General features: G+C 72.0%; 23 protein-coding genes and 2 pseudogenes. 7 read left to right on the forward strand and 18 right to left on the reverse strand.

Annotated elements, in window-relative coordinates:
• Positions 1-138 precede the first annotated feature (138 nt).
• Both H343_RS33140 and H343_RS0127025 read left to right on the forward strand, forming a co-directional pair.
• Positions 139-2,022: a protein kinase domain-containing protein gene (locus H343_RS33140; RefSeq protein WP_037905366.1), complete on the forward strand. Its 1,884-nt coding sequence runs from the start codon at positions 139-141 to the stop codon at positions 2,020-2,022.
• Between the two features lie 185 nt (positions 2,023-2,207).
• A complete protein-coding gene (locus tag H343_RS0127025; RefSeq protein ID WP_028433665.1) occupies positions 2,208-4,133 on the forward strand; it encodes a serine/threonine-protein kinase in 1,926 nt (641 codons plus the stop codon).
• A gap of 33 nt (positions 4,134-4,166) precedes the next feature.
• Here the strand turns inward: H343_RS0127025 and H343_RS0127030 are convergent, their stop codons facing one another.
• Positions 4,167-5,852 carry an ABC-2 transporter permease gene (locus H343_RS0127030; protein WP_037905369.1) on the reverse strand — a complete coding sequence of 562 codons (1,686 nt, stop codon included), beginning with the start codon at positions 5,850-5,852 and terminating at the stop codon, positions 4,167-4,169.
• Complete coding sequence (locus H343_RS0127035) at positions 5,852-6,805, reverse strand: ABC transporter ATP-binding protein (protein WP_037905375.1); 954 nt, start codon at positions 6,803-6,805, stop codon at positions 5,852-5,854. The genes H343_RS0127030 and H343_RS0127035 overlap by 1 nt, the downstream gene beginning before the upstream one ends.
• A gap of 92 nt (positions 6,806-6,897) precedes the next feature.
• Here H343_RS0127035 and H343_RS0127040 point away from each other — a divergent pair, with 92 nt between their 5' ends.
• Positions 6,898-7,443 (forward strand): GbsR/MarR family transcriptional regulator, encoded by a 546-nt coding sequence (locus tag H343_RS0127040; RefSeq protein WP_486587072.1) that lies wholly within the window; start codon positions 6,898-6,900, stop codon positions 7,441-7,443.
• Positions 7,444-7,572: 129 nt separating this feature from the next.
• Here the strand turns inward: H343_RS0127040 and H343_RS0127045 are convergent, their stop codons facing one another.
• Positions 7,573-8,466 carry a hypothetical protein gene (locus tag H343_RS0127045; RefSeq protein WP_028433669.1) on the reverse strand — a complete coding sequence of 298 codons (894 nt, stop codon included), beginning with the start codon at positions 8,464-8,466 and terminating at the stop codon, positions 7,573-7,575.
• 152 nt (positions 8,467-8,618) lie between these two features.
• On the opposite strand from H343_RS0127045, the gene H343_RS0127050 reads away from it, so the two are divergent.
• On the forward strand, positions 8,619-9,902 hold the full coding sequence (locus H343_RS0127050; RefSeq protein WP_028433670.1) for an adenylosuccinate synthase: 1,284 nt from the start codon (positions 8,619-8,621) through the stop codon (positions 9,900-9,902).
• A gap of 77 nt (positions 9,903-9,979) precedes the next feature.
• Here the strand turns inward: H343_RS0127050 and H343_RS0127055 are convergent, their stop codons facing one another.
• Entirely contained in the window at positions 9,980-10,144 is a 165-nt protein-coding gene (locus H343_RS0127055; protein ID WP_158679627.1) for a hypothetical protein, read from the reverse strand.
• A gap of 383 nt (positions 10,145-10,527) precedes the next feature.
• On the opposite strand from H343_RS0127055, the gene H343_RS0127060 reads away from it, so the two are divergent.
• The gene (locus tag H343_RS0127060; RefSeq protein WP_028433672.1) at positions 10,528-10,968 is read left to right on the forward strand and encodes a cupin domain-containing protein; all 441 of its coding nucleotides are present in this window, start codon (positions 10,528-10,530) and stop codon (positions 10,966-10,968) included.
• Positions 10,969-10,986: 18 nt separating this feature from the next.
• On the opposite strand, the gene H343_RS0127065 is transcribed toward H343_RS0127060, so the two are convergent.
• From H343_RS0127065 to H343_RS34605, 11 genes and pseudogenes are all read right to left on the reverse strand, one after another.
• Positions 10,987-11,835 (reverse strand): alpha/beta hydrolase, encoded by an 849-nt coding sequence (locus H343_RS0127065; protein WP_106958963.1) that lies wholly within the window; start codon positions 11,833-11,835, stop codon positions 10,987-10,989.
• Complete coding sequence (locus H343_RS0127070) at positions 11,832-13,124, reverse strand: aminotransferase class V-fold PLP-dependent enzyme (RefSeq protein WP_028433674.1); 1,293 nt, start codon at positions 13,122-13,124, stop codon at positions 11,832-11,834. Before H343_RS0127070 ends, H343_RS0127065 begins: the two co-directional genes overlap by 4 nt.
• On the reverse strand, positions 13,117-13,959 hold the full coding sequence (locus H343_RS0127075; RefSeq protein ID WP_028433675.1) for a tryptophan 2,3-dioxygenase family protein: 843 nt from the start codon (positions 13,957-13,959) through the stop codon (positions 13,117-13,119). Before H343_RS0127075 ends, H343_RS0127070 begins: the two co-directional genes overlap by 8 nt.
• Positions 13,960-14,273: 314 nt before the next feature.
• Positions 14,274-14,687: a DUF3151 domain-containing protein gene (locus H343_RS0127080; RefSeq protein WP_028433676.1), complete on the reverse strand. Its 414-nt coding sequence runs from the start codon at positions 14,685-14,687 to the stop codon at positions 14,274-14,276.
• Between the two features lie 209 nt (positions 14,688-14,896).
• Positions 14,897-15,919, reverse strand: a complete 1,023-nt coding sequence (fbaA, locus tag H343_RS0127085) for a class II fructose-bisphosphate aldolase (protein ID WP_028433677.1) — start codon at positions 15,917-15,919, stop codon at positions 14,897-14,899.
• Positions 15,920-16,329: 410 nt separating this feature from the next.
• Positions 16,330-16,914 carry an orotate phosphoribosyltransferase gene (gene pyrE, locus H343_RS0127090; RefSeq protein WP_078506141.1) on the reverse strand — a complete coding sequence of 195 codons (585 nt, stop codon included), beginning with the start codon at positions 16,912-16,914 and terminating at the stop codon, positions 16,330-16,332.
• A 52-nt stretch (positions 16,915-16,966) separates the two neighbouring features.
• Positions 16,967-17,783, reverse strand: a pseudogene (locus H343_RS33145) (aldose epimerase family protein).
• A 51-nt stretch (positions 17,784-17,834) separates the two neighbouring features.
• Positions 17,835-18,944 (reverse strand): SRPBCC family protein, encoded by a 1,110-nt coding sequence (locus tag H343_RS35705; RefSeq protein ID WP_486587073.1) that lies wholly within the window; start codon positions 18,942-18,944, stop codon positions 17,835-17,837.
• A 129-nt stretch (positions 18,945-19,073) separates the two neighbouring features.
• The gene (locus H343_RS0127105; RefSeq protein ID WP_028433680.1) at positions 19,074-20,783 is read right to left on the reverse strand and encodes a polyamine aminopropyltransferase; all 1,710 of its coding nucleotides are present in this window, start codon (positions 20,781-20,783) and stop codon (positions 19,074-19,076) included.
• A 305-nt stretch (positions 20,784-21,088) separates the two neighbouring features.
• A pseudogene (locus tag H343_RS33150) lies at positions 21,089-21,595 on the reverse strand (DUF2617 family protein); the annotation flags it as partial.
• A 277-nt stretch (positions 21,596-21,872) separates the two neighbouring features.
• Positions 21,873-22,151, reverse strand: coding sequence for a hypothetical protein (locus H343_RS34605; RefSeq protein ID WP_078506151.1), 279 nt, complete (start codon positions 22,149-22,151; stop codon positions 21,873-21,875).
• 309 nt (positions 22,152-22,460) lie between these two features.
• Here H343_RS34605 and H343_RS0127115 point away from each other — a divergent pair, with 309 nt between their 5' ends.
• Positions 22,461-23,621 carry a pyridoxal phosphate-dependent aminotransferase gene (locus H343_RS0127115; protein WP_051266160.1) on the forward strand — a complete coding sequence of 387 codons (1,161 nt, stop codon included), beginning with the start codon at positions 22,461-22,463 and terminating at the stop codon, positions 23,619-23,621.
• A 187-nt stretch (positions 23,622-23,808) separates the two neighbouring features.
• Here the strand turns inward: H343_RS0127115 and H343_RS0127120 are convergent, their stop codons facing one another.
• Positions 23,809-24,402 carry an HAAS signaling domain-containing protein gene (locus tag H343_RS0127120; RefSeq protein WP_028433682.1) on the reverse strand — a complete coding sequence of 198 codons (594 nt, stop codon included), beginning with the start codon at positions 24,400-24,402 and terminating at the stop codon, positions 23,809-23,811.
• Entirely contained in the window at positions 24,399-24,755 is a 357-nt protein-coding gene (locus H343_RS0127125) for a PadR family transcriptional regulator (protein WP_037905379.1), read from the reverse strand. The genes H343_RS0127120 and H343_RS0127125 overlap by 4 nt, the downstream gene beginning before the upstream one ends.
• Before the next feature lie 220 nt (positions 24,756-24,975).
• Between H343_RS0127125 and H343_RS0127130 the strand changes: the two genes are divergently transcribed.
• Positions 24,976-25,770: a carbon-nitrogen hydrolase family protein gene (locus H343_RS0127130; protein WP_028433684.1), complete on the forward strand. Its 795-nt coding sequence runs from the start codon at positions 24,976-24,978 to the stop codon at positions 25,768-25,770.
• A 150-nt stretch (positions 25,771-25,920) separates the two neighbouring features.
• On the opposite strand, the gene H343_RS0127135 is transcribed toward H343_RS0127130, so the two are convergent.
• The gene (locus H343_RS0127135) at positions 25,921-26,454 is read right to left on the reverse strand and encodes a type III secretion system chaperone family protein (protein ID WP_028433685.1); all 534 of its coding nucleotides are present in this window, start codon (positions 26,452-26,454) and stop codon (positions 25,921-25,923) included.
• Positions 26,455-26,525 lie beyond the last annotated feature (71 nt).

Genomic DNA, 26,525 nt, shown 5'->3' on the forward strand with positions numbered 1-26,525 from the left:
GCGTAACAGATCAGCGACGGTCATCACCACGGCGTGCACCCGGCGTACAGTCCCGGTGGAGGGGAGGAAGGGCGTCCTGCCCTCCGTGCGGCCGTAGGGCCGGGGGCGTGGGGACGACGGGGGAGAGGTAGGGAGCGGATGGAACGGCTCAGCGCCGAAGACCCGGGCTGGATCGGGGACTTCCGGCTGCGCGGCAGGCTGGGCGAAGGCGGCATGGGCCGGGTCTACCTGGCCCGCTCGAAGCGGGGCCGCACCGTCGCGGTGAAGGTCGTCAAGCACGAACTCGCCCGGCAGCCCGACTTCCGCCGCCGGTTCTCGCAGGAGATCACGGCCGCGCAGCGTGTGGGCGGCACCTGGACGGCTCCCGTGCTCGCCGCCGACACCGAGGCCGAGACGCCCTGGGTGGCGACCGGTTACATAGCGGGCCCCTCACTGGCCGAGGTGGTCGACCAGCAGTACGGGCCGCTGCCGCCCGGGACGGTCTCCGCGCTGGCCACCGGACTGGTCCGTGCGCTGCGCGACATCCACGGCGCGGGACTGGTGCACCGCGACCTGAAGCCGTCCAACATCCTCATCACCATCGACGGCCCCCGCGTCATCGACTTCGGCATCGCCCGCGCCCTGGACTCCGCCGTGCAGTCGGCGGGGGGACTGACACACACCGGCGCGCTGGTGGGGTCGCCCGGCTTCATGTCGCCCGAGCAGGTGCGCGGCCACCACGTCACCCCGGCCAGCGACATCTTCTGCCTCGGCGCCGTGCTGGCCTACGCCGCCACCGGGCGTATGCCGTTCGGCACCGCGGAGAGCGGGGTGCACGCGCTGCTGTTCCGCATCGCCGCGGAGGAGCCGGAACTGTCCGGACTCTCGGACGAGTTGCTCGAACTGGTCACGAGCTGCCTGGCCAAGGACCCGGCCGCGCGTCCCTCGCTGGAAGCGCTCATAGCCCGCACGGAGGGCGAGTTGAAGGGCACGTGGCTGCCGGGCGACGTGCTCGCGCAGCTCGGTCGGCACGCCGTGCAGCTGCTCGACAGCGAGGACCCGGAAGGGACCGGGGACACACAGACGGGAACGGCCCCGGGCAGCGTGCCGGCCTCCGCCGCCTCAACGCCGCCTCCGTCCGCACCGTCGACGCCGCCGCCGGCGGGGCCTCCGGCGGTCTCGACGCCTCCCCCTCCCTCCGCGCCCTCGACCCCGCCGCCCGGCAACGCCATGACCGGCGTGTACGGCCCGAGCCCCGGCTATCCGGGACCGCAGCCGCACTGGCAACAGGGCCACGGCCAGACGACGTTCCCGGTCGGCAACGGGTTCGGCGCCGGACCCACACCTCCGCCGGGCGCCGGGCAGCCGAACCGTCCGGCGCGCTCGCCCCGCAAGGTCGCGCAGAGCCTGACGGTGCTGCTGTCCCTCCTTCTGGTGGTCCACGCCGCCGGCCTGATCGTCAACATCCTCGTGGACAGCGCGCTCACCGACATGGAGAACTACAGCGAGCGTGCCGTGCAGACGATCGACGACTTCCACGTGCTCAGGGGCGCCACGCTGGCGCTGGAGGTCGTCAGCTTCCCCATCGCTCTCGCCCTGGTCGTCCTGTGGTCGGTGTGGTTCTGGCGGGTGCGGGTGAACGCGGAGGCGTTCGCGCCGGGCCGCATCCGGTACCCGGCCGAGATGGCCGTCGCCTCCTTCTTCATCCCGGTGTGCAACCTGTTCATGCCCAAGCAGGTGATCAACGACATCTGGGCCGTGAGCGATCCGGCCGTTCCGCCGTGGTACGGATACGGGCCGCGCCCCACCGCACGGCGCGGACTGGTCAACGGCTGGTGGACGCTGTGGGTCATCTACTTCTGCATCGGATTCCTCAGCTTCTGGGAGAGCTGGTACGAGGGGTCGAGCATCAACGACGCCGAAGGGACCCTCGCACTCGCCCTTTTCACCGACTTCACGGGCATCCCCGCGGCGATTCTCGCGCTGTTCCTCGTACCCCGCCTCACCGCCCTCCAGGACGGACGCCTCGCCGGCCGCACCTGACGAACCCGTGGCAACCTCCAGGTCGCAGCGGTAAGGACCGGCACACGGGCACACCACTTCCGGCGCCCACCCGCACCAAACGGGAACAGGTTGGCAGCCGGACCGTGACCTTGGTGACCGACAGTGAGAGAGACCCGACGCCAGGACGCACAGCCGCAGACCCGATGTGGCGACGAGGGGGAAAGATGGCACCGCTGGAGGCGGACGACCCGCATTCGGTCGGGGGTTACCGGCTGCTGAGCAGACTCGGCGCCGGCGGCATGGGCCGGGTCTACCTGGCGCGCTCCGAGGGCGGACGTACCGTCGCGGTGAAGCTGATCAAGGCGGAACTGGCGGCCGAGGCGGTCTTCCGCTCCCGCTTCCGGCTGGAGGTGGAGGCGGCACGGCGCGTGGGACAGCGCTGGACGGCTCCCGTGCTGGACGCCGACACCGAGGCCGAATCCCCCTGGGTCGCGACCGGGTACATCGCGGGGCCCTCGCTGGAGCAGGTCATCTCCAGCCGTGTGCAGAACGGACAGGGCCCGCTCCCCGAGAACTCGGTCCACACCCTCGCCTACGGGCTCGCCGGGGCCCTGCTCGACATACACGGGGCGGGCGTGGTCCACCGCGACCTCAAGCCGTCCAACGTGCTGGTCACCATCGACGGCCCCCGCGTCATCGACTTCGGCATCGTCCGGGCCCTGGACGCCCTCCCCGATTCGACGGTGACGAGCACAGGCGTCGTCGTCGGCTCCCCCAGCTACATGTCGCCCGAGCAGATCCGCGCGCTGCCGGTCACACCCGCGAGTGACGTCTTCTGCATGGGTTCCGTGCTGGCGTACGCGGCGACCGGACGTACGCCCTTCTCCGGCGGCGGCATGCACGCGGTGATGTTCCGCATCGCCACGGAGGACCCGGATCTGGAGGGAATCGAGGAGCCGCTGCGCGGCCTGATCGCCTCGTGCCTGGCCAAGGACCCGGAGGAGCGGCCCGCGCCCGAGGACGTCATCGCGGGTGTGCGGCCCGTCTCGACCGGAACGGCGGCGGCGCCGTGGCTGCCGGCCACTCTCATCGCCGAACTGGGGCGGCACGCGGTTCAGTTGCTGGACACGGACACGCCGCCCTCCGGGTCCGGCGCACCGGGGGTCCCCGACGGCGCGACGCCCGCGGCGCCCGCGGTCCCGGCGTCCGCCACGTCCGTGCCGGCCTCCTCCGCGCCCGCCGCGGAGGCACAGGCCGCGGAGGATCCGGCTGCTGAGGAACAGCCCGCGGAAGCCACGTCGCGGCTGCCCACCCCCTCCGCACCCGAGCAGGGGCCAGCGCCCGTGCCGCCCCGGCCGCGTGCGCGCCGCCGTGTCCTCTTCGGGGCGCTGGCCGCCGTCGTCGTCGCGGGTGTCGCCTTCGCCGCGTCCGGCGCCGAACTGCCCCTGCTGGGCTCCGGGGACGGCGGAAGGGACGCCTCCTCCTCCGACATCCCCGACAGCTACGTCGGCACCTGGAGCGGGGAGGTCGAACGGGACGGCGAACCCACGGGCCAGCACCGGCGGTTCGTGGTCTCGCGCGGCAACATCGGCGAGGTCGTCGCCAACAGCGTCAGTCTCGGCAAGGACTACGAGTGCAAGAGCGACGGCAAACTCGTCTCCGCGGGCGGGTCGCTGGAGCTGGACACCAGAGTCGTCAAGAGCGTTCCCGAGGAGAGGTGTTCGGCCCTGGGCTCCCACACGCTGACCAGCACCTCCGGCTCCACCCTGGAGTGGGAGGCGGCGGGCCGCACCGCCACCCTGCGGCGGGTGGAGCGCCCGGAGAGGCTGCCGGAGGAGTACCTGGGCACCTGGCAGCGGACGTTGCGGGGCGGCGGCACCCAGCGGATGACCGTCGAGCAGGTGTCGGGGAGCAGCATGTCCGTCGACATGGTCTCGGAGGCGACCAGCGAACACTGCGAGGCGAAGGCGGACGTGTTCTCCGTCGGCGGCGGGGGCGAGCCCGTACGTCTCGCGCCGCCCGGCGTCGACGAGGCGGCCTCCTCCGGTGACTGCGTCACCGGGGAGACCTCCTCGCTCAGCGTCGAGGGCGGACGGCTTCTCCGTACGTTCGAGAACGGCGCCGAACTGACGTACACCCGCGAGCGGTGAGCCCCTCCGTGCCCACCGCCCGCCCCGGCGGCCCTACTTCATCTCCAGGTCCCGGCGCCGGAACCCGGCGAGACCGGCCGCCACCAGCGCCACCGCGATCGCGGTGAGGACGGCCGGCGGCGCCCAGTCCATGTTCTCCGCGGGGAGCTTCGGGATGTGCCCGAAGGGGGAGAGGTCGTTCATCCAGTCGGGGAACTGGAGGATCTGGCCCAGATATCCGACCAGGAACGCGTAGACGGGGACCAGCCATGCGGCGGCCGTGGCCCGCGGCAGCCAGCCGAAGAGCACGGCCACGACGCCGAGGGTGACCCACAGCGCCGGAGCGTAGGCCAGCGCCGCGCCCGTCAGGGACAGCGTGAGGCCGCCGTCGCCCGTGGAGGCCGCGCCCGACGCGCCGAACCCCAGCCCGGTGACGATCAGCAGCACGGTCCCGCCCGCTGCCGCGACGAGCAGGTGGCTCAAGGCCCAGCGGGCCCGGGAGAGTCCGGTGGCCAGCAGTGACTCGGCCCGTCCGGCTCCCTCCTCCGCACGCAGACGGGACGCGGCGAGCACGACGTACACGGCGGGGACGATCGCGTTGACGATCATGACGACGGAGGCGAAGGAGTCCACGAAACCAGCGCCGCCGGTGCGGGCGAGCGCCTCGTCCATCACCTCGACGTCCCCCAGCATGTCGTCGACGTCGCCCAGGATCGATCCGTACATCGCCCCCAGCAGCAGCACCCCGAAGCCGAAGCCGACCAGGATGCCGCGCTGCAGCCGCAGCGCGAAGCCGAGCGGCCGGACGAGCGCCGGGGACGCCGCCCGGCGGCCCGGCCGGGGCCTGCGCAGCCCCGCCCCCACGTCGCGGCGCGCGCTGAGCACGTACCCCGCGGCGCCCGTCACCACGGCCACGGCGAGCAGCAGCAGCGCCGGCCACCACAGGTCGTCGACGAACGGATAGCTGCGCTGCGCCCAGCCGATCGGCGACAGCCAGGACAGCGTCCCGTCGCCGACGTCGCCGGCCGCGCGCAGCACGTACGCGAGACCGATCACGCCGATCGCCATGCCGGAGGCACCGCGCGCGTGTTCGGTGATCTGCACCGTGACGGCGGCGACGGCCGCGAAGACCGTTCCCATGCCCGCGAACACCGCCCCGTACAGCAGCGATCCGCCCCAGCTCAGCTCGTCGGTGCCCGATCCGCCCAGGCTGAGACTCAGCAGCGCGGCGAGCACGAGATTGGCGACGACGGCGACGACCAGCGCAGCGGTCAGCGCGGCATGCCTGCCCACGACGGTCGAGCGCAGCAGTTCGGCCCGGCCGGTCTCCTCCTCGGTGCGGGTGTGCCGCACGACGATCAGCACGCTCATCAGCGCGACCAGGACGCCGTAGAAGCCGATGACCTGGTGGCTGAGCATCGCGCCGATGCCGTAGCCGTCCTCCAGGTAGTGGCGCGGGCCCGTCATGGCGAGACCGGCCGGGCTGTCCATCGTCCTGGCCAGCGTCGCCTGTGTGGACGGTTCGGAGTAGAGGCCCTTGAGTTCGCCGAGGGTCGAGAAGGTCAGCAGCAGCAGCGCGCCGATCCACACCGGCAGCCGGACACGGTCGCGGCGCAGAGCGAACCGGACGAGGGTGCCGGTGCCGGCCAGCAGGTGGCGGTGGACCGCGGGCGTGCCGGGCGCCGGGGGTGTCCGCAGTGCCGCGGACGGGGTGCCCTCCGCCTGTGTCCCGGTGGTCATCAGGCTGCTCCCCCGGTCGCGTTGAGGCTTCCGGCGTCGTCGCGGTGGCCGTTGGCGGCCAGTTCGTCGCCGTAGTGCCGCAGCATGAGCTCTTCGAGGGTGGGCGGGTGGCTGGTGAGGCTCCGGATGCCGAGTCCGCTGAGGTGGCGTACGGCCTCGTCGAGGTGGGTGCCGTCGACGGCGAAGTGCACGCGGCTGTCCTCGGTGCGTACGTCGTGCACGCCCGGCAGCGCGTCCAGGCCGGACGCGGGGAGTTCGGTCTCCGCCTCGATGGTGGTGCGTGTCAGGTGGCGCATCTCGCTCAGCGTCCCGGACTGGACGATCTTGCCGAGCCGGATGATGCTCACGCGGTCGCACAGCTTTTCGACCTGGGCGAGGATGTGGCTGGAGAGCAGCACCGTCTTCCCCGCGGCCTTCGCCTGGAAGATGACGTCCTGGAAGATCACCTCCATCAGCGGGTCGAGTCCCGCGGTGGGCTCGTCGAGGAGCAGCAGTTCGGCGTCGGAGGCGAGCGCCGCGACGATGGCCACCTTCTGCCGGTTTCCCTTGGAGTAGGTGCGCCCCTTCTTCGTCGGGTCGAGGTCGAAGCGCTCGATCAGCTCGTCCTTGCGGGCGGTGTCCAGGCCGCCCCGCAGGCGGGAGAGCAGGTCGATCGCCTCGCCGCCGGTCAGGTTGGGCCACAGCTCGACGTCACCGGGCACGTAGGCGAGGCGGCGGTGCAGGGAGACCGCGTCGTCCCAGGGGTCCTGGCCGAGGAGCCGTGCCGTGCCGGAGTCCGCGCGCAGCAGGCCGAGCAGCACGCGGATCGCTGTGGATTTTCCGGCTCCGTTGGGGCCGAGGAATCCGTGGACCTCGCCTGTGCGGACGTCGAGGTCGAGTCCGTCCAGTGCGCGGACCCGGCCGAAGGTCTTCACGAGACCCGATACAGAGATGGCGGTGGTGGCTGTGTCCATAGTCAGGAAGCTACGCTTGTTTCATAAATTTGTGAAGTTCAGAAAGCGATAGGATCGGCGAAACACGACTGAGCAGGGAGAAGCCCTAAACCGTGACCCCAGAGCGATCCGACCCGAAGCCCGGGCAGACCGCCGTGTCCGGAGCGGAGGCCGAATCGGAGGAACAGCGCCGCTACGACGAGACGGCGTCGGCCTTCGTCGAACGCTTCGCCGCCGACTTGACCGCGGCGGGCATGCAGCGCATGGCGTCCCGCGTCTTCGCCTGCCTGCTCAGCTCCGAAGACGGTTCACTCAGCTCCGCCCAGCTCTCCGAGCGGCTCCGCATCAGCCCGGCGGCCGTCTCCGGCGCCGTGCGCTACCTCTCCCAGGTCCGCATGGTCAGCCGTGAACGCGAACCGGGCTCGCGGCGCGAGCTCTACCGCGTGCACGAGAACATCTGGTACGAGGCACTGATCGACCGGGACCAGCTCCTGACCGGCTGGATGGCCACCCTGCGCTCCGGCGCGGAGGACCTGGGCCCCGAGTCCCCCGGAGGCCGGCGCGTCCAGGAGACCTACGAGTTCCTGTCGTTCATGCAGAGCGAGCTGAAGAGCATGCTGGAGCGCTGGTACGCCCACCGGGCCTCCCGGCAAGGGTGAGCGCGGCCTCTCCGGCCGGTCCGGCCGGTCCGCACCACCGGCCGGCACCCCGGCCACGCATCACCCGGCCCCGCAGTACCCCGGCCAGCACCCTGCCGGCACCGTGGGCCCGGCCCCTGCCCCTGCCCCTCAAGCGGGCAGCGTCAGACTCCACGCCCCCGCCAGCGCCGTCCACGTACGGACCCTGACCGGGCCGCCGACCAGAGCGTCCGCACGGTAGTGGAAGTCCGGCCCCGAGACCGTGACCGCCCTGGCCCGTACGCGCACGAGCCCCGAACGGTCCGCCGTCCGCGGCCGTACCGTCACCTGCGCCAGGTCCCGCGCCCCCTCGACGGGTGTCACCGAGACCTCCGCCACCGGCTGGTCCAGATCGGCGAGCAGCTTCCCGTCCGCCTCCACCCTCAACCGCTGTGCGGGCAAGGAGATCTCGCCACGCGGGCCCCGGCCGCCGCGGACACCCCGCACCGCGCGTACCGACCGCGACAGGGGCCCCCGGGTCGGCGGCCCCGACCGCGCCGCCGGCTCACGCCGCGGCTTCGCCGCCGGCCGCCGCGCGTCACCGTCCGCCCCTTCCGGGATGCGCAGCCCGCCCAGGACCACACCGCCGCTGTCGTCTATCAGCAGGCCCAGCCGTTGCTCGACGCCGTCCAGGACCGTACGGGCCGCGGAGACGGTGTCCGGCGGTACGCCCAGGCCACGCGTCAGCGCCACGCGCTCGTTCGCGCCGACCGGGACCACCGAGACCGCGGCATCACCCAACTGACGCTCGCGGTGCAGCAGTTGCACCGTCCGCAGCAGCGCCACGTCGTCGCCCACGACCACCGGACGGCGGGATCCCCGGCGGGCCAGCGCCCGCTCGGCCTCCTCCTGGCTCTCCGGCAGGCACACCTTCACACCCGGTGCGCCCGCACACAGCACGTCACGGGCGATGCGCACCGACTCCCCGTCCCACATCCGGGCGGCGGGGTCGATGACCAGGAGCAGCGGAGGCCGCGAGGTCCCCGTGGGGTCTGGAGCCGACACCTTGTTCCTCTCTCAGGTAACCTCTCGGTGCAAGAGCCCCTGTCGCTGTTGCGCCAGGGGCTTCCTCTATCTGGGGCACCGGTCCGCGGCTCTTGCGATGGCAAAAGCGCCACGCACGTGGGACATGCCCCGCCCGGAAGGGGTGTACGCCTGTGCCCGCACTTGTGCTGCTCGGTGCCCAGTGGGGTGACGAGGGCAAAGGGAAAGCCACCGATCTCCTCGGTGGCTCGGTGGACTACGTGGTGCGCTACCAGGGCGGCAACAACGCCGGTCACACGGTCGTCGTCGGCGACCAGAAGTACGCGCTGCACCTCCTGCCCTCAGGCATCCTCTCCCCGGGCTGCGTCCCGGTCATCGGCAACGGCGTCGTCGTCGACCCGTCGGTCCTGCTCTCCGAGCTGAGCGGGCTGAACGAGCGCGGCGTGGACACCTCGAAGCTCCTCATCAGCGGCAACGCCCACCTGATCACGCCGTACCACACCGAGGTCGACAAGGTGACGGAACGCTTCCTCGGGAAGCGGAAGATCGGCACGACCGGCCGCGGCATCGGCCCCGCCTACGCGGACAAGATCAACAGGGTGGGCATCCGCGTCCAGGACCTCTTCGACGAGTCGATCCTGACGCAGAAGGTCGAGGCGGCACTCGACTTCAAGAACCAGGTGCTCGCCAAGCTCTACAACCGGCGTGCCGTCCGCACCGACCAGATCGTCGAGGAGCTGCTCGGCTACGCGGACGCGCTGAGCGGCTACGTCGCCGACACCTCGCTGATCCTCAACAACGCGGTCGACGAGGGCCGGGTCGTCCTCTTCGAGGGCGGTCAGGGCACGCTGCTCGACGTCGACCACGGCACGTATCCCTTCGTCACCTCCTCCAACCCCACCGCCGGCGGCGCCTGTACGGGCGCCGGCGTCGGGCCGACGAAGATCAGCCGGGTCATCGGCATCCTCAAGGCGTACACCACGCGCGTGGGCGCGGGCCCCTTCCCCACCGAACTGCACGACGCGGACGGTGAGGCGCTGCGCAGCATCGGAGGCGAGCGCGGCGTCACCACCGGACGCGACCGGCGCTGCGGCTGGTTCGACGCCGTCATCGCCCGCTACGCGACCCGCGTCAACGGCCTCACCGACTTCTTCCTCACCAAGCTCGACGTACTGACCGGCTGGGAGCGCATCCCGGTCTGCGTGGGCTATGAGGTCGAGGGCAAGCGGATCGACGAACTGCCCTTCAGCCAGAGCGACTTCCACCACGCGACGCCCGTCTACGAATATCTGCCGGGCTGGTCGGAGGACATCACCGGGGCCAAGTCCTTCAGCGACCTGCCGAAGAACGCCCAGGGTTACGTCAAGGCCCTGGAGGAGATGTCCGGCGCCCCGGTCTCCGCGATCGGGGTGGGCCCGGGCCGCGACGAGACGATCCAGGTCAACTCGTTCCTGTGAACACGTCGGCCTGCCGGACACGGCAGCGGGGCCGGCGCATCACGAGGATGCGCCGGCCCCGCAGGGTCTCAGCTCGTTCAGCCGGCGTTCTGGCCGGCGACGTAGCCGCCCACGGCGGCGGTGGCGACGGCGGCGGCGAACGCCGGCGTGGCGAGGACGGGCGACCCCTCGGCCACGATCTGGCCGCTGTCGCTCTCCACGAGCTCTCCGTCGATCCGCTCGTTGATCTTGTGCTCCATCATGCTGAACTCCTCCGAGTAATACATCCGCCGGGGACTCCCGCGAACGGGAGACCGTCCCCGGCGCCATGATGTCCAGCGTCCAGCGAACTCCCGCGTCGTCACGCGGAGTCCGGGCGGGACGCCCTTGAACTCCCATCACCTGGAGGAACCACCCGGACCGGCCGGTGTCGCGCTGGACCGGGGATGACGGTGGGTCCCCCTTAACAGGTCCCTCCAGCGGCCATCAGCATTCAGGACGCCAACTGCCCGGTCAACGCCGGACCATGGCAGCATGCGGCAACAACCGGTGTCAGGATCATGTGAATCCCGGCCATCCCGGGGCCCGGCGGGCACGTACACCCGCTCGGCGACGAACTGCCCCTACCGTGAAGGAGTTGCGCCCGATGACCCGACTCTCCCCGCTCATCGGTGAACTGGGTCTGCAACCGCACCCGGAGGGCGGCTGGTTCCGGGAGACCTGGCGCAGCGAGGTGTCGCTGCGTCCCGGCGGTTACGACGGCGAGCGGGCGAGCGCCACCGCGATCTACTTCCTGCTGGGGCCGGGTGACGAGTCGTGCTGGCACGTCGTACGCTCCGCCGAGCTGTGGCTCTGGCACTCCGGATCGCCGCTCCGCCTCCAGCTCGGCGGCAGCGGGGAGGTACCCGCCGGGGAGCCGGAGACGCTCACGCTGGGGGCGGACGTGACGGGCGGGCAGCTTCCGCAGGCGGTCGTGCCGCCCCGCGTCTGGCAGCGGGCCCGTCCCGTGGACCGCTCGGGGGAGACGCTGGTCAGCTGCGTCGTCTCGCCGGGCTTCGACTTCGCGGACTTCCGCATGTCGCCCTGACCGCGGACCCGGACGGTCTCAGGCCAGTGCGTCGACGAGCACGCCGAAGGCGGGCGTGCCCGGTGTGAACGCCGCGTAGTGGCCGGTGCCCGTCAGCAGATTGAGGCGGGCGCCCCAGTCGCTCGCGTAACCGCGCGACATCTCCAGCGGAACCACCTCGTCGGCGGTGCCGTGCAGAAGTTCCACCGGCACCCTCGGCGGCAGCCGCATGGGGTCCGCCTCGGGCAGCCGGGCGCGCACCAGCTCCTCGGTCTGCTCCCGCGAAGCCCCGCCGGCGCCCAGGAACTCGCCGACCGCCCCTTCGCTCAGCCGCAGCCGGTGTGCCTTGGCCAGGTCGGTCACCGCGGCGACCGCGACGACGCGTCCCGCCGCATCGTCCCGCCCGGACACCGCGTCCGCGCCGCCCGTGCCCGCCATGCTGCCCGTGCCCGCCGTGCTGCCCGTGCCCCCCATGCCCCCCATGCCCGCCGCCGCCCACAGCGCGAGCTGGCCTCCCGCCGAGTGGCCGAGGAGCACGTCCGGGGGCGGCCCGAGCAGGCCGAGGGCGGCGGCGACGTCCTGCGCCGTGGCGGGCCATCCGCCACCGCCGCCCACCCGCCGGTACTCGACGAGTTCGACGGTCATGCCCCGCTGCGCCAGCGCTCCCGCGAAGGGGGAGAGGTGCGTGCGGTCGTAGGCCTCGCGCCAGTAGCCGCCGTGCAGAACGGTGATGCGCGGGCCCGTGGCGTCCACCCCGTACAGGTCGACGACCTGGGAGGGGTGTTCACCGTAGGCGAGGGTCCGCTCCGGCGGCACCGGACGCAGGTCCAGCAGTGCGTTCAGCTCCCCGTCGTTCCCTGCTCCCCGTCCCGCGTCCGTCCCCCTCAACTGCCCACCTCACCGCCTCGTTCGCGGGCCACTTCACCGAGGGCCCGCGCCGCACGGTCCACGTCGCCGAACGAGGTGTACAGCGGGGTGAACCCGAAGCGCAGCACACCGGGACGGCGGAAGTCGCCGACGATGCCCCGCGCGTGCAGCCCGGCCATCACGTCCTCGGCGGCGTCGCCGCCCCCCTCGGCGCCACCGGCGGCCTCCGGACCGCGCTCGCACAGCAGCGATATCTGACTGCCGCGCCGCTCGTGCGCCTGAGGAGTCAGGGACCGCAGACGCAGCCGTCCGGCCCGTCCGCCGGGGATGTACTCACCCACCCGCCGCAGGAAGAAGTCCGTCAGGGCGAGGCTCTTGGCACGCACCGCCGCGACACCGGTCCCGTCCCAGACCTTCAGCGCCTCCTCCAGCGCGAGCATGGAGAGGATGTCGGGTGTGCCCACGCGCCCGCGCGCCGCGCCCTCGCCCGGCAGGTAACCGTCCGACATCGCGAACGGGTCGGCGTGCGAGGTCCAGCCCGGCAGTGGCGACTCGAAGCGGGGCTGCAACTCCCGCCGCACGTAGAGGAACGCGGGCGCCCCGGGGCCGCCGTTGAGGTACTTGTAGGTGCAGCCGACTGCGAAGTCCGCACCCTGCGCGTCGAGTTCGACGGGGAGCGCGCCCGCGCTGTGGCACACGTCCCACACGGTCCGCCCGCCGGCGCGGTGCACGGCGGAGGTGACGGCGGCCAGGTCGTGCAACTCGCCGGTGCGGTAGTCGACATGATTGACGAGTGCGACGGCGGTGGACGGGCCTGCCGCCTCCGCCATCCCCGAGACCGGCACGGCCCGCACCGTTGCGCCCGTCATGCGCGCCGCGGAGCGCGCGATGTAGCCGTCGGTGGGGAAGGTGGCGGCGTCGACCAGGATCTCCCCGCGCCCCGCGCCGCCTCCGTCACGCCCGCCGCCGTGCTCCTGGCGGACGAGGCGCACCGCGCCCACCACCGCCTTGAAGACGTTGACGCTGGTGGAGTCGCCGACCACGACCTGCCCCGGCGCGGCGCCCAGGAGGGGCGCAATGCGGTCGCCGATCCGCTCGGGCGCGCTCCACCACCCCGACTCGGACCAGGAGCGGATACGCAGCTCGCCCCACTCCCGCGCGACCACCTCGGCGAGGCGCCCGGGCACGGAACGGGGCAGCGCACCGAGGGAGTTGCCGTCGAGATAGACGGTGTCGTCCAGTACGAACTTCTCACGGTGGCCGGCGAGTTCGTCCTCGGCGTCGAGTCGCCCGGCCGTCGCCTCAGACATGGCTGCGCGCTGTCCACAGCTCCGGGAAGACGTTCTTCGCCGCACGCTTCTCCAGCCAGGCCACGCCCGCCGAGCCGCCCGTCCCCACCTTGGAGCCCATCGCGCGCCGTGTGGCGACCAGATGGTCGTTGCGCCACCGCCACACCAGCTCCGCGACCTCGGTCAGCGCCTCCCCGAGCCGTACGACGTCTCCCTCCTCCGGCTGCCCGTAGGCCCTGGCCCACACGGCCTCGACCTCGGGGTCGGGCTGGTACGGCTTGGAGACGTCCCGGTCGAGCACCCGCGCGGGCACCGGCTCGCCGCGCCGGGCCAGATGGCGCAACACCTCGTCGTACAGGCTCGGTTCGTGCAGCGCCTTCTCCAACTCGGCGTACAGACGGGGAGCGCCGCGGTGCGGTACGAGCATCGACGCGGACTTCTCACCGAGCAGGAACTCCATCCGCCGGTACATCGCCGACTGGAAGCCGGAACCCTCACCCAGCGCGGAGCGGTAGGAGTTGAACTGCGCGGGTGTCAGGTGGGCCAGCGGCTCCCAGGAGGCGTTCAGCGACATCAGCTCGTATGTGGAACGCTTCAACGCCGCGAGCGCGCCCGGCAGTTCGTCCTGACGCAGATTCTCGGCGGCCGTCTGCCACTCGTGCACGACGACCGTGAACCACAGCTCCATGACCTGCGTGGTGACGAGGAAGACCATCTCGCCCGGGTCGTCCGAGAGCGGATGCTGAAGATGGGTGAGGACGTCAGCCTGCACATAGTCCTCGTACGGGGTGGTGCCCTCGAAGTCCAGGTGGGGTGCCTGCGCACCGGCCTCGGGGTCCTCGACGTCGTGCGACATCGCTGTCTCCTCAACGTGGTGTCCGGGTAGCGGTCCGCTCCTTCTCTGTAGACGGTGGAGCCCCGGTCCCCTCGGTCCCGCCACGGTTCTCCGGTCCGGCGGGTCCAGGAATCATCATCGGCGAGGCGGCCCGCCGGGACAAGGGAAGCAGGTAGATGCCCTGATCACCCGCCCCGGCGGTCCGTGTCGCCGCGAGGAAACCGCGGGCCTTCCCGCGGTGCGGCACCCTCCGGGGGACGGCCCCCGGAGCGGCGCCACGGCCCGTCCCCGCCCCCGTGACAGGCGGCAGACGGCAGACGGCAGACGGCAGACGGCTAGGACAGCGTCGCGGCTGCGGTGGGCGAGCTCTCCTTGAGGAAGGTCGAGCAGCGCTCGTACTCCTCGTGCTCCCCGATCGACTCCGCCGCTCGGGCGAGCGCGTGCAGCGCGCGCAGGAAGCCACGGTTCGGCTCGTGTTCGAAGGGCACGGGTCCGTGGCCCTTCCAGCCGCTGCGGCGCAGTGCGTCCAGCCCGCGGTGGTAGCCGGTACGCGCGTACGCGTACGACTCGACGACCCGTCCCGCCTCGAAGGCGTCGTCGGCGAGCAGCGCCCACGCCAGCGAGGACGCCGGGTACTCCGCGGCCACCTCGACGGGCGCGGTCCCGGAGGCGAGCAGCTCGCGCGGCCCGGGGTCGTCGGGCAGATGGGTCGGGGGCGGGCCCCCGAGAAGATTCTCGTGAATGCTCATGCTCTCCAGTCTGCCTTGTCGGCACGGGGCGCTGCGCCGCTACGGACACAGCGCCGCCGCCCGCCCCGTACGGGCGGCCACGGAGCCGGGAAGGCCCCGCGGACGGCCGGCGGGCGGGCGGCGGACGGATCGGGTGGAGCGCTGTGACGGCCGGAGCGCCCCGGCGGCCGGAGGAGTGGCCCGCCGTGCCGCCTGCGCGACCGCCCGCGCTACTTCAGCCGCGTGCCCGTCGAGCGCAGGTTCGCGCACGCCTGCTGTACGCGCTCGGCCATGCCCTTCTCGGCGGCCTTGCCCCAGCTTCGCGGGTCGTAGGTCTTCTTGTCCCCGACCTCGCCGTCGACCTTCAGCACGCCGTCGTAGTTGCGGAACATGTGGTCCGCGACGGGGCGGGAGAAGGCGTACTGGGTGTCGGTGTCCAGGTTCATCTTCACCACGCCGTTCTCCAGCGCGGTCGCGATCTCCGTGTCGGTGGAGCCTGAGCCGCCGTGGAAGACGAAGTCGAAGGGGCTCTGCTTGCCGAACTTGGCTCCGACGCCCTCCTGGAGGTCCTTCAGCAGCTCGGGGCGGAGCACCACGTTGCCCGGCTTGTACACACCGTGCACGTTGCCGAAGGAGGCGGCCAGCAGGTAGCGGCCCTTCTCGCCCAGGCCGAGGGCCTCGGCGGTGCGCAGCGCGTCGTCGACCGTGGTGTAGAGCTCGTCGTTGATCTCGTGTGTGACGCCGTCCTCCTCGCCGCCGGTCGGGGTGATCTCGACCTCGAGGATGATCTTCGCGGCGGTGGCCAGGGCGAGCAGTTCCTGCCCGATCTCGAGGTTGTCCTTGAGCGTCTCGGCGGAGCCGTCCCACATGTGGGACTGGAAGAGCGGGTTCTGACCGGCGTCCACGCGCTCCTTGGACACCGCGAGCAGCGGCCGTACATACCCGTCGAGCTTGTTCTTCGGGCAGTGGTCGGTGTGCAGGGCGATGTTCACCGGGTACTTCTTGGCGACGATGTGTGCGAACTCGGCCAGCGCGACGGCTCCGCTGACCATGTCCTTGCTGTACTGACCACCCAGGAACTCGGCTCCGCCGGTGGAGATCTGGACGATGCCGTCGCTCTCCGCCTCCGCGAAGCCGCGGAGCGCGGCGTGCAGGGTCTGCGTCGAGGTGACGTTGATGGCGGGGTAGGCGAACTTGCCCGCCTTCGCCCGGTCGAACATCTCGTTGTAGACCTCGGGGGTCGCGATGGGCATCTGTCCGCTCCTTGGGGTGCGTGTCGGCTCGGGTCCGGTCTTCGGCTCAACGGAACGACATCATCGTCGCCCCCATCCTCCCAGACAGGCGCCGATGCTCCAGTCGGTGGTTCACGAGCGCACGAGGACACGCCGGCGCGAGGCGTCGGCAACGGCGGGGTTTCACGTGGAACAGCCGTCAACCTGCCGCATGAAAAGCCCAGTTCACCGCGTCATGTCCTGTTTCCGGGTTGGACCCGCCCGTACACCCCGCCCCTACACCCTGCGTGCGACCCGTCCTCAGGCTGTCCGGAGCGTCCCGCCCGCTCCGGACCGTCCCGACCGAGCGCGGCGCGGCGCGGCGCGGCACAGCGCGGCGCGGCCCGGCACAGCGACACGGCAGTCCGCACGCCGGCGGTCGCACGCCGGGCTCAGGCCAGGCCGAGGTCCGACAGGTCGAAAGCGTGCAGATACCGGAGGTTCTCCCGCTCCATCGCCGCCGCCGCGCTCCGTTCCACGATGGTGGCCACCGCGACCACCTCCGCGCCTGCCTCGCGTGCCGCCTCCACGGCGGTCAGCGGTGACTTGCCCGTCGTGGAGGTGTCCTCGACGATCAGCACCCGTCGGCCCTTGATGTCCGGGCCTTCGACACGCCGCTGCAGCCCGTGGGCCTTGCCGGCCTTCCGTACGACGAACGCGTCCAGCGTCCGCCCGCGCGCCGCCGCCGCGTGCAGCATGGCCGACGCGACCGGGTCGGCGCCCAGCGTCAGCCCGCCGACGGCGTCGAAGTCGACTCCGGAGGTGACGTCCAGCATCACCTGGCCCGCCAGAGGCGCCGCCTCGCCGTCCAGGGTCACGCGACGGAGGTCGATGTAGAAGTCCGCCTCCTGGCCGGAGGAGAGGGTGACCTTGCCGGGCACGACGGCCTTGTCCTTGATCTGCCGGAGCAGCGCGTCACGCGCGCCGGTGGGGGAGGCGAGAGGTGACGCGCCCGGGGAGGAGGATCCAGTGCTCATGGCCCCCGACCCTAAGCCGACCGGCCCTCCGCCAGCCCGGAGGGGCCGCCGGTCACGTCAGGGCACGCCAGGTCCAGGTCGCCGAGACCTCCAGCGGCTGGATGGGAGTGACCAGCTGCGGATGGCTGTTGAGGCCGTTGGGCGGGCCCGTCTGCGGCTCGACGCACACGGCGTCCGGCTGCTCGTCGTAGACCACCACCCACTCGGCGCGGCTGGCGACCTTCAGCTCCAGCTTCCGCGGCCAGGTCAGGGTGACGTCCACGCCCTGCGGCATGCCGAAGCAGTCGTCCCAGGGGCCTTCGCGCGGCGTGATGCGCCTGCCGCTGGGGAGGTGGTCGACGCCGCGCTCCTCCTGCCACTCGGCGTCGAAGTCGGCGTACGTCACCGCTGTTCCCGCCGAGGTTGCGCAGGAACCAGGGGTGCCAGCCGGCCTGTGCCGGGAAACTGGCGTCCGACGCCTCCACTCCCAGGGCAAGCGTCAGCCCGTCACCGTCCTCGTCGAGCTCGACGACCTGGGTCACCCGGCCCTCCCAGGGCCACGGGTCGCTCAGCTCGCAGGTGAAGGCCGCGGACCGCTCGTCGTGCCGCACGGTGCGCCAGCCGCTTTCGCGCACGGTGCCGTGGATCGCGTGCGGGCCGCTGTCCAGCGGCAGTTGGTACAGCTCGCCTCCGCTGCGGAAGCGGCCCTGGTCCGTACGGCCGCACCAGGGCACCATCACGAACGAGCCGTACCTGTTGCCCTGCCGGAGCACTTCGGTGCCGCTGACCTTCAACGACGAGATCCGGGCGCCCCGGTGCGGTTCGACAGTCAACTCGGCATCGCCTGCGCGGAGCGTGACGTCTGCCTCGGTGGTGGCGGTGTGAGTCATGACGTGACCCTAAACCTCCGCTCATCCGAATGAACCTTGCGACCTGCCCGGTCACCGCCGGCGGCGCAGCGCCCGGCCGATCACGACGGCTCCGGCGACGACAGCAGCCGTGGCCGGGGCGACCCAGCGCAGCGCGGCCGACCTGGCGAGGGGTTCCGGCACGGGGACGGGGCTGTAGCGGCCGCGCGGCGGCGCGTGGTCGACCTCCTCCGCGCTGCGTCCGATCATCGTGCGGCGGGCGTGTGCCGCCTCGGCCTCCGCGGCCGCCTCGGCGTCCTCTTCCTCGTCAGCACCGAGGGAGGAGGGCGGGACGTCCGTCCCGAACACTCCGGGGCGCTCGGGGCGATCGGGGCGATCCTTGCGCTCCGGGAGGTCCGGGCGGTCCGGGCGGTCCTGGCGGTCGGGGCCCTCCGGCTGCTCCCGCGCGCCGGTCCCGTCACCCGGTCCCGCTCCCTCGGCCGAGTCGGCCCGCTCACCGGCTGACGCGCCTTCGGGCGCCTCGCCGCGGGTCGGGGCTTCACCGGGGGTCTCCCCGGAACTCTCGCCGGACGAGCGCGATTCGCGGGCGTCCGGCCCCGGGATGCCGGGGATGGCCCGCTCGTTGTCGTCGGGCTCGCCGATGCCCCCGGAGGGCTCCCCCGCCGGCGGCTCGCCGGTCGAGGCTTCGGCGGCAGGCGCGCCGGGGGAGTCCGGTGCCTTCGGCGGGTCCTCCCGGATGCTGTCGCCGAGGGCCTTGGCGAAGCGTTCCAGCAGACGCTGACCGGCGGAGGCCGCCGTCTTCGGCTCGACGTCCTCGATGCGTCCGTCGGCCTTCACGGTGCCCTTGCAGACGAGGCGGGTCGCTTCGCCGTCCTCCGCCCGCCTCGGCACGACTTTGAGGTTCAGCCGCACGGAACCGCTGCCCCGTGCCTCCGTACCGCTGCCCTTGACGGCGAACTCCTCACCGCGCGGGGTGAGGGTGAGGGTGCCGCGGTAGGTGATCGTGGAACCGCCGACACGGACGCGCAGGCGCCCTTCGGCCGTGGCGGAGGCGGAGCCGGCGGACTTCGCGCGGCCCGCGCCCCCGGCCTCGTCGAGTTGCAGCCCGGGCACGCAACGCATCACGCGCTCGGGCTCGGAGAGCGCCGCCCGTACCGGCCCGACGGAAAACGGAACGTTCACCTCGTGCTCCATGGAGCGGAGCCTACCCACCGCACCCCGTACATGTGACCGGCCGACGCCCACTTCTCCGCGAGCCGCACCCGCCCGAACCACCGCGCGCCGGCGGACGGGGCGTCAGCAGCCGCGGTCTCAGTAGCGCGGGTGCGTCAGGGTCGAGGGCGCAAGCCCCGTCATGCGCAGCCGCTCCGCGCGCAGTCGGGCCGTCCGCAGACTCTTCGCGGCAAAGGGACCGCGCAGCCGTTCACCGTGCGCGCCGGTGAGCGTGGTGAGCGACTGCGAGCGGGTGGGGGGCGGTGGTGCGTTCCGTTCGGTGCCTCCCCTGTGGTGCGCCAGTACGAATCCCCAGTCGCGCGGCCGGCTGTCCGCGACGCGCGCCGCCGGAAGTCCGGCGTCTCCCGCCCTTCCCTCACCCGCGGCGCCCTCCGCGCTGTCCACGTCCCTGCCGCAGGACGTTCCGTCGACGACGTACGGCGAAGTGCGCAGGCCGGCCGAGCGGAGGGTGGCCTCCGCCGTCCAGTACGTGCGGGGGCTCGCCCCGGCCGGGCCCGCGTGCACCGCGAGGCGGCCGTGTGCGGCCAGGGAGCGGCCGACGAGCCCGTAGAACTCCTGGGAGTAGAGCTTGGCGCTGGTCGAGATCGCCGGGTCGGGGAGGTCGGAGATGATGACGTCGTAGGGCGGTGCGTCCACGCGCTGACGCAGCCGGGCGAAGGCGTCCTCGCCCGTCTCCAGGCGGACGCGCGGGTCCTCGAACGCGCCGTCGTTGAGCCGCCGCAGCCCGGGGTCCTCGCGGGCCAGTTCCACCACGCCCCGGTCGGCGCCGACGACGGTCACCGCGCGTACGCCCTCGTGGCGCAGCACCTGCCGCAGCGCCAGTCCGTCGCCGCCGCCGAGGATCAGCACCCGCTCACTGGGGCCGCCCGTCATGGCGGGACGCACGAGTGAGGCGTGGTAGCGGTGCCCGTCGGCGGAGCACGCCCGCAGCCGCCCGTCCAGGAACAACTGCAGGGGGCGGGCGCCGTGTTCGTACCCGGCCGGGTTCACATCGCCTGTCAGTACGGCCTCTTGGGCGTCCGTGCGGACGGCAACCCGTACGTCCTCCCCGTACACCGCCTGCCGCACCGCACGTTCGAAGGGGCCGACGAACGCCGTGGCGAGGACCAGCAGGAGCACGGCCGCCCCGTTCGCGGCGAGCAGTCTCCAGCGTGTACGGACGCTGACGTCGTGGCGGAAGAGCCACAGCACCACCACACCGCCCGCGAGGGCGTTGACCACTCCGGTCAGCAGCGCGCCCGTCAACTGGCCGAAGAACGGCAGCAGCAGGAAGGGGAAGGTCAACCCTCCCACCAGGGCGCCCACGTAGTCGGCCGCGAAGAGGTCGGCGAGGGCACCGCCCGCGTCCTGCCGGCGGATGCGCTGGATGAGCGTCATCAGCAGCGGCATCTCGGCGCCGATGAGCACCCCGATCGCGAGGGAGAATCCGACCAGTCCGACGTGTGCGCTGCCGAACCAGGCGAAGCCGGCGTACAGCGCCATCGCCGATCCGCCTCCGACGAGGGCGAGCAGCGCCTCCACGAGGGCGAATCCGGTCGCGGCGCGGCAGCGCAGCCGCTTGGCCAGCAGCGATCCGATGCCCATGGCGAAGACCATGACGGACAGCACGACGGATGCCTGCGTGACGGAGTCGCCCCCCAAGTAGGAGGCGAGGGCGACGAGTTCCAGTTCGTAGACGAGCCCGCAGGCGGCGCAGACGAACACGGAGGCGAGTACGAGCCCGCGCCCGATCCCGGCGGGCACGGGCAGCCTCGCGTCGTCGGACGGGGCTGAGGGGCTGTCGATCATGCCGTGCACGCTACGTGACCGGATTTGCACTCTTCGACACCCACACGTGTGCCGGGGCGGCAAACCCTGCGCAGCGAAGCGCGCGGTGGCACGGCGAGTGACGGCGCGGAAGCCTCTGCCGTCCTCAACTCTCAGACCATCGCGGAGCGTTGAGCTCCCAGCGGGACGGCCGGGATCACCGTGCGCGCACCCGGAGCCGCGGCGGTGCCGGTCTGCGCGGGAGCGAGACCCGCGAAGCCGTGGGGAGGGAACTCCCCCGCACCGCCCGCCGATCCGGCGGCGCTCCGCGCGTTCCCGGCGGCCTCGGGCGGCCGTGCGCCGACGCGCGTACGGGTGGAGACGAGCCGGCCCTCCTGCGGGTAGGAGTGCCACGTGCGCCAGTGGACCTGTCCCGCGTGCCGCTGCACCAGCAGTGCGGTGAAGGCGAGCGGCGCGCCGGGGAACGTACCGGCGAGGCCGTTGGGATGGTCGGAGACCAGGGCGAGCAACTCCTGTGCGCGACCCGCGAACGAGCCCGGCGAGAGCCGCTCGACGCGCGCCGCGAACTCGTACTCCCACTCGCCGATGCGCTTGGAGACGCCCAGCGGCAGCGGTGTGCTGCTGCCGGGCATGCAGGCGACCGTCTCGGAGCATGTGCTTCCCTCGCCCGCGAGCAGCACTTGGTGCGAGGCGCCGAGCAGCCGCAACTGCACGGTGACGCCGTCGAGTTCCAGTTCGTTCGAGGCGAGCGCGGGGAGCGGTTCGCGGCCGAGGGCCCAGGCGAGGTCGCCCGCGCGGGTGTCCGTGTAGGGGGTGGTGAGAGTGGTGAGCATGGGTCGGCTCCGCAAGCACGCAGTGGAGGGGTGGGCCGGCACGCTCCTCCACGTCGTGTTGGGGATCCGTGTCTCCGGCTCGTGCCCACGCCAGGTCCGGGGATACAGAATCACCGAATCATGAAATGTGTGCTGCCACAGCGGGATGGCCCATCTTCTCCTGGTTTCATCCCCCCGGGGGGAAAGCAGTTCAAATGTTCAACTGCCGAGCGCCCACCGGGGGAACGGAGTTGCGAAAGGACGCCCTGAGTCGAACCCGTGACGCGGCGCTGGACGGTCAGGAGCCGCCCCCACCGCCACCGCAGCCGCCACCGCCTCCACCGCACGACGACGAACCGCCGCAGGACGAGCCACCGCCGTCGGAACCCCCGCCGTGCCCGTCTCCGGTGTCACCCGCCCACCATCCGGCGGCGGCACCGGTGGAACCGCTCGATGAGCCACCGCGCCGGGCGGGCCGGCGGCCGGAGCCGCCGCTGCTCCTCGACACGGCGACGAGGAGACCTGCCAGACCCGCGACGAACAACACGACCAGCACGATGACGAAAAACTCGGACATGATCCGATCCCCCATTGTTCCGCGGTGCGGGTGCGGCCCGCACCGCTCCCGTACGCCGCTCGCCCCGGTGTCCCCGCGGACGCCCGGGCGTCGGCGCCCTGTCGATGTGCACGGGCTTCTGCCCGGGGGCGGCGTGCGTCAAAGCCGAGTTGAGCAAGACGAGAGCTTCCGCGAGACGGACACCGCGGATGCGCCGGGGCCGTCGGGGGCCCGCTGCCCCGCTGCCGGACCGGGGGCGTGATATCCGCTCGCCCGATCGGACAGGATGGGGGCTGGACGGTCGGCATCCGGCGTGAGGAGATGGTGGGCATGAGTGACAGGCCGCTGCTGAACCGCAGGCTGGAGGGTCACGGCTCGACGATCTTCGCCGAGATGTCCGCCCTCGCCGTGAAGACCGGGGCGATCAACCTCGGCCAGGGCTTCCCCGACACCGACGGACCCGAGTCCGTACGCGAGGCCGCCGTACGCGCCCTGCGCGACGGCCGCGGCAACCAGTACCCGCCCGGCCCCGGCATTCCCGAACTGCGCACCGCTGTCGCCGAGCACCAACAGCGCTTCTACGGCCTGACCTTCGACCCCGACACGGAGATCCTGGTCACGGCGGGCGCCACCGAGGCCATCGCGGCCTCGATGCTGGCGCTGCTGGAGCCCGGCGACGAGGTCATCGCCTTCGAGCCCTTCTACGACTCCTACGCCGCCTCCATCGCCATGGCCGGCGCCACCCGCGTCCCCCTCACCCTCCGCGCCCCCGGCTTCCGCCCCGACATCGACGCCCTGCGCGACGCCGTCACCCCCCGCACGCGGCTGCTGCTCCTGAACTCGCCGCACAATCCGACGGGCATGGTGCTCACCGGCGAAGAGGCGGCGGCGATCGCCGAGTTGGCCGTCGAACGCGACCTGCTCGTCGTCACCGACGAGGTCTACGAGCATCTCGTCTTCGACGGCGAGCACATCCCGCTCATCTCCCTCCCCGGCATGCGCGAGCGGACGGTCTCCATCTCCTCCTCCGGGAAGACCTTCTCCTTCACGGGCTGGAAGGTCGGCTGGGTCACGGCGTCCGCCGCCCTCGTGGCCGCGGTCCGCACCGCCAAGCAGTACCTGACCTACGTCAGCGCCGGCCCCTTCCAGTACGCCGTCGCCGAGGCGCTCCGCCTCCCCGACAGCTACTTCACCGGCTTCCGCGAGGACCTGCTCGCCAAGCGCGACCTTCTCACCGGCGGCCTGACGGAGGCGGGCTTCGACGTCTTCCGCCCCCAGGGGACCTACTTCATCACCACCGACATCACCGCGCTCGGCGAGAAGGACGGCATCGGCTTCTGCCTCTCCCTGCCCGAACGCTGCGGCGTGGTCGCCGTCCCCACCGCCGTCTTCTACGACGACCCGGACGCCGGCCGCAGCCACGTCCGCTTCGCCTTCTGCAAGAAGGAGGAAGTGCTCCGGGAGGCCGCGTCACGCCTCCGGCAGAAGTGAGCCCGCGCCCGCCGCCGGCTCATGGGCGCCGGGCCCGGGGTGCGTACTCGGCCAGCTGCTCGGCGAGGGCGGTGGCTCACCCCTGTCCCGTACGCCTGCCCCTGCTCCGAACCTGGCCCCCTGCCCTGCTCTGCCCCGGGAAGCACCCGCCCGACGCCCCACGGTGGTCTTCCCGCGCCGCGCCTCCTCAAGGTGTCGTGGTGGGAGTGTCCGTGGAGGGCGTGGGCTCCTGGGAGGACGAGCGAGAGGCATCGGGGGAGTCCGACGGGGACCGCTCAAGACCTTCGCTGTCGGGCGCACCGCCCGGCGGCCGGGTGACCGAGGGTGCCCGGTCCGGCTGGACGTCGTCGCCGGCCGTGATGCTCGTCGCCAGCACCAGGAAGCCGAACACGACTGCCGCCGCCACTGCCCCGATGAGAACCAGCGCGAGTCTCCGGGGCCGGGCAGGGGGAGCGGGCGCGGAAGCGCCGCCGGGAGGCAGGCGCCCGTCGTCTTCGTGGGCTGTGCTGCCGAGGGAAGGGGAGTCGTGGCCGAGGACCTGCGTGGAATCCGTCGCCCCTGAACCCGTCTCCGAGGCCACTATGTCCGCCGGCGGGCCCAGCCGCTCCAGAGCGGCACGGACCGCGTCGGCGTGCACGGCCTCTGCTTCTTCGGTGTCGGCGCTTATGTGCTCGACGATCTCCTGCCTGAGCTCTGCGCGGCGTTCCTCCGTGAGGAACACGGAGGCGTTGTCGAAACGGCGCAGGTATTCCTCGACGAGCTGGTCTCCTTGGGACGTCACCGGTGCTTCCCCTCACTGCCCAGAAGGTTGTCGACGGTCGATTTGAAGGTCCCCCACTCCCCCGCGAAGTCCGCCAGTGCCGTTCGCCCCGCGGCCGAGAGGGTGTAGTAACGGCGCGGTGGCCCGGTCTCGGACTCCTTCCAGGCGGTGCTCACCCACCCCTCCTTGCGAAGCCGTGAGAGCAGCGGGTAGATGGTGCCCTCGCTGGTCGCGAGGCCATGGGCGTCGCACAGCTCCCGCACCAGCTCGAAGGCGTACTTCTCGCCGTCGCGAAGAAGAGCCAGAACGCAGAACTGCAGGATTCCACGCCGGAGTTGGCTCACTCCGGAATGCACTCCACCGGAAAGTACCATGCGGCACAAGGTACCTGCCGGGCGACGATACCGCTACGGGCGTCCGGCTGCGGGCGTCCGGCTGCCGGCACCCGCCCGCGGTCGCGGTCGCCGGTTACGTCGGCGGCCCAGGGCGAGAGGAGCGGCGCCGGCCACGGGGAAGACGTCGACCACGAGGAAGAGGAACAGGCAGGCCGTACGGCGAGGAACCGTCGGGCGGACCGGAGTGAGGAGGAGCCTTATGGGCGACATCGCCGTGGCGCAGTTCGCGCCGGGTAAGGACAAGAGCGCGAACCTGGCCGCGCTGCGTGAGCTTGCCGGTGAGGCAGCCGACCGCGGCGCGGGGGTGATCGTCGCACCCGAGTACGCGATGTACACAGCGCCCGCCATGGACAGGCGCTTCGTCGACTCCGCGGAGCCTTTGGACGGCCCGTACACGACGGCGGTGCGCGAGACGGCCGCACGGCTCGGCATCCATGTGGTGGCCGGCGTGAACGAGCGCCGGGACGGCAGCACGATCTTCAACACCCTCGTCGCCGCGTCCCCCTCGGGCGAGATCGCCGCCCTCTACCGCAAGCAGCACCTCTACGACGCCTTCGGGTTCACCGAGTCCGCGTTCGTCCACCCCGGCGCTCTCGAACCACCCGTGACGTTCGAGGTCGACGGACTGGTCCTGGGCATGCAGACCTGCTACGACCTGCGCTTCCCCGAGGTCACCAGACGCCTGGTCGACGCGGGCGCCGACGTGGTGCTGGTGCCCGCCGCATGGGTGCCGGGGCCGCTGAAGGAGGACCACTTCGTCACGCTGCTGCGGGCCCGCGCGATCGAGAACACGGTGTTCGTGGCGGCGGCCGGCCAGTGCGCCCCGACGGGCTCCGGCCACAGCATGATCATCGACCCGATGGGAGTGGTGCTCGCCTCGCTGGGCGAGCAGACCGGCAACGCGGTCGCCACCGTCTCCCGGGAGCGGATGAACGCGGTACGCAAGGTGAATCCGGCCCTCGAACTGCGCCGGTTCACCGTGACCGAGCGCTGAGTGGCGCCCCGGGCGCCAGTGGAGCGGGCCGGGTGAGATCCCGGCCCGCTCCACCGCTCATGCGCCCCCTGCCGTGGAAGCCCATGGACGCAGGGCCGCACGGGACGGCGCTCGGCGCGGAGGTTCCCGCGCGTCAGCCGTCCGCGCTCGTCAGGATTCGTCGTCGCCCGGCTTCTCGCCGGACTCCGCATCCTTCTCCAGGCCCAGGTGCTCGACCAGCCACTTGTCGAACTCGATCGACGCCCGCACCCAGCTGACGACGCTGGAGACGAAGTGCTCCAGCGAGACGCCCGTACCGATCAGGGCCTGGGCCTCACCGATCAGACGGACGGTGCCGTCGTCGTGCGTGTGGCTGTAGACCTTCGGCCAGAGCGTGCGCCGGTTCCAGTCGTCGATCGACTCCAGCAGCTTGGGCTTGTCCTCGATCGGGTGGGGCCGGTCGTAGAACGTACGGACCGAGAAGACCTGCTGCTCCTCCTCGCCCCGGAACATGAAGTACGTACGGAACTCTTCCCACGGCGCCGCGAGGTCTCCCTCCTCGTCGACGACGTACTTCAGCTCCATCTGGTCCAGAAGCTGCTTGACCAGCTCCTGGTCGGGGATGACAGGGCCGGTCGGACCGGACTCCTGCGGGTCGGGCTCCTGGCCCCCGAAGTTCGGAATCGAGGACGGGTCGATGCTCACCGTGTAAGTCCCTTCGTACGGTTCCTGCCATCCTCCCTCACACTCGCCCGCTCCACGCAACCCGACCCGGT

The sequence above is a fragment of the Streptomyces sp. TAA204 genome (genome assembly GCF_000424965.1).

Coding starts and splice junctions, on each gene's coding strand:
- H343_RS0127075 (WP_028433675.1), bottom strand. CDS start 13,959: ATGTCGCACGACGTCGAGGACCCCGAGGCCGGTGCGCAGGCACCCCAC.
- pyrE (WP_078506141.1), bottom strand. CDS start 16,914: ATGAGCACTGGATCCTCCTCCCCGGGCGCGTCACCTCTCGCCTCCCCC.
- H343_RS0127125 (WP_037905379.1), bottom strand. CDS start 24,755: ATGGTACTTTCCGGTGGAGTGCATTCCGGAGTGAGCCAACTCCGGCGT.
- H343_RS0127060 (WP_028433672.1), top strand. CDS start 10,528: ATGACCCGACTCTCCCCGCTCATCGGTGAACTGGGTCTGCAACCGCAC.
- H343_RS0127035 (WP_037905375.1), bottom strand. CDS start 6,805: ATGGACACAGCCACCACCGCCATCTCTGTATCGGGTCTCGTGAAGACC.
- H343_RS0127025 (WP_028433665.1), top strand. CDS start 2,208: ATGGCACCGCTGGAGGCGGACGACCCGCATTCGGTCGGGGGTTACCGG.
- H343_RS0127105 (WP_028433680.1), bottom strand. CDS start 20,783: ATGATCGACAGCCCCTCAGCCCCGTCCGACGACGCGAGGCTGCCCGTG.
- H343_RS0127070 (WP_028433674.1), bottom strand. CDS start 13,124: ATGTCTGAGGCGACGGCCGGGCGACTCGACGCCGAGGACGAACTCGCC.
- fbaA (WP_028433677.1), bottom strand. CDS start 15,919: ATGCCCATCGCGACCCCCGAGGTCTACAACGAGATGTTCGACCGGGCG.
- H343_RS33140 (WP_037905366.1), top strand. CDS start 139: ATGGAACGGCTCAGCGCCGAAGACCCGGGCTGGATCGGGGACTTCCGG.
- H343_RS0127080 (WP_028433676.1), bottom strand. CDS start 14,687: ATGAGCATTCACGAGAATCTTCTCGGGGGCCCGCCCCCGACCCATCTG.
- H343_RS0127055 (WP_158679627.1), bottom strand. CDS start 10,144: ATGATGGAGCACAAGATCAACGAGCGGATCGACGGAGAGCTCGTGGAG.
- H343_RS0127115 (WP_051266160.1), top strand. CDS start 22,461: ATGAGTGACAGGCCGCTGCTGAACCGCAGGCTGGAGGGTCACGGCTCG.
- H343_RS34605 (WP_078506151.1), bottom strand. CDS start 22,151: ATGTCCGAGTTTTTCGTCATCGTGCTGGTCGTGTTGTTCGTCGCGGGT.
- H343_RS0127130 (WP_028433684.1), top strand. CDS start 24,976: ATGGGCGACATCGCCGTGGCGCAGTTCGCGCCGGGTAAGGACAAGAGC.
- H343_RS0127030 (WP_037905369.1), bottom strand. CDS start 5,852: ATGACCACCGGGACACAGGCGGAGGGCACCCCGTCCGCGGCACTGCGG.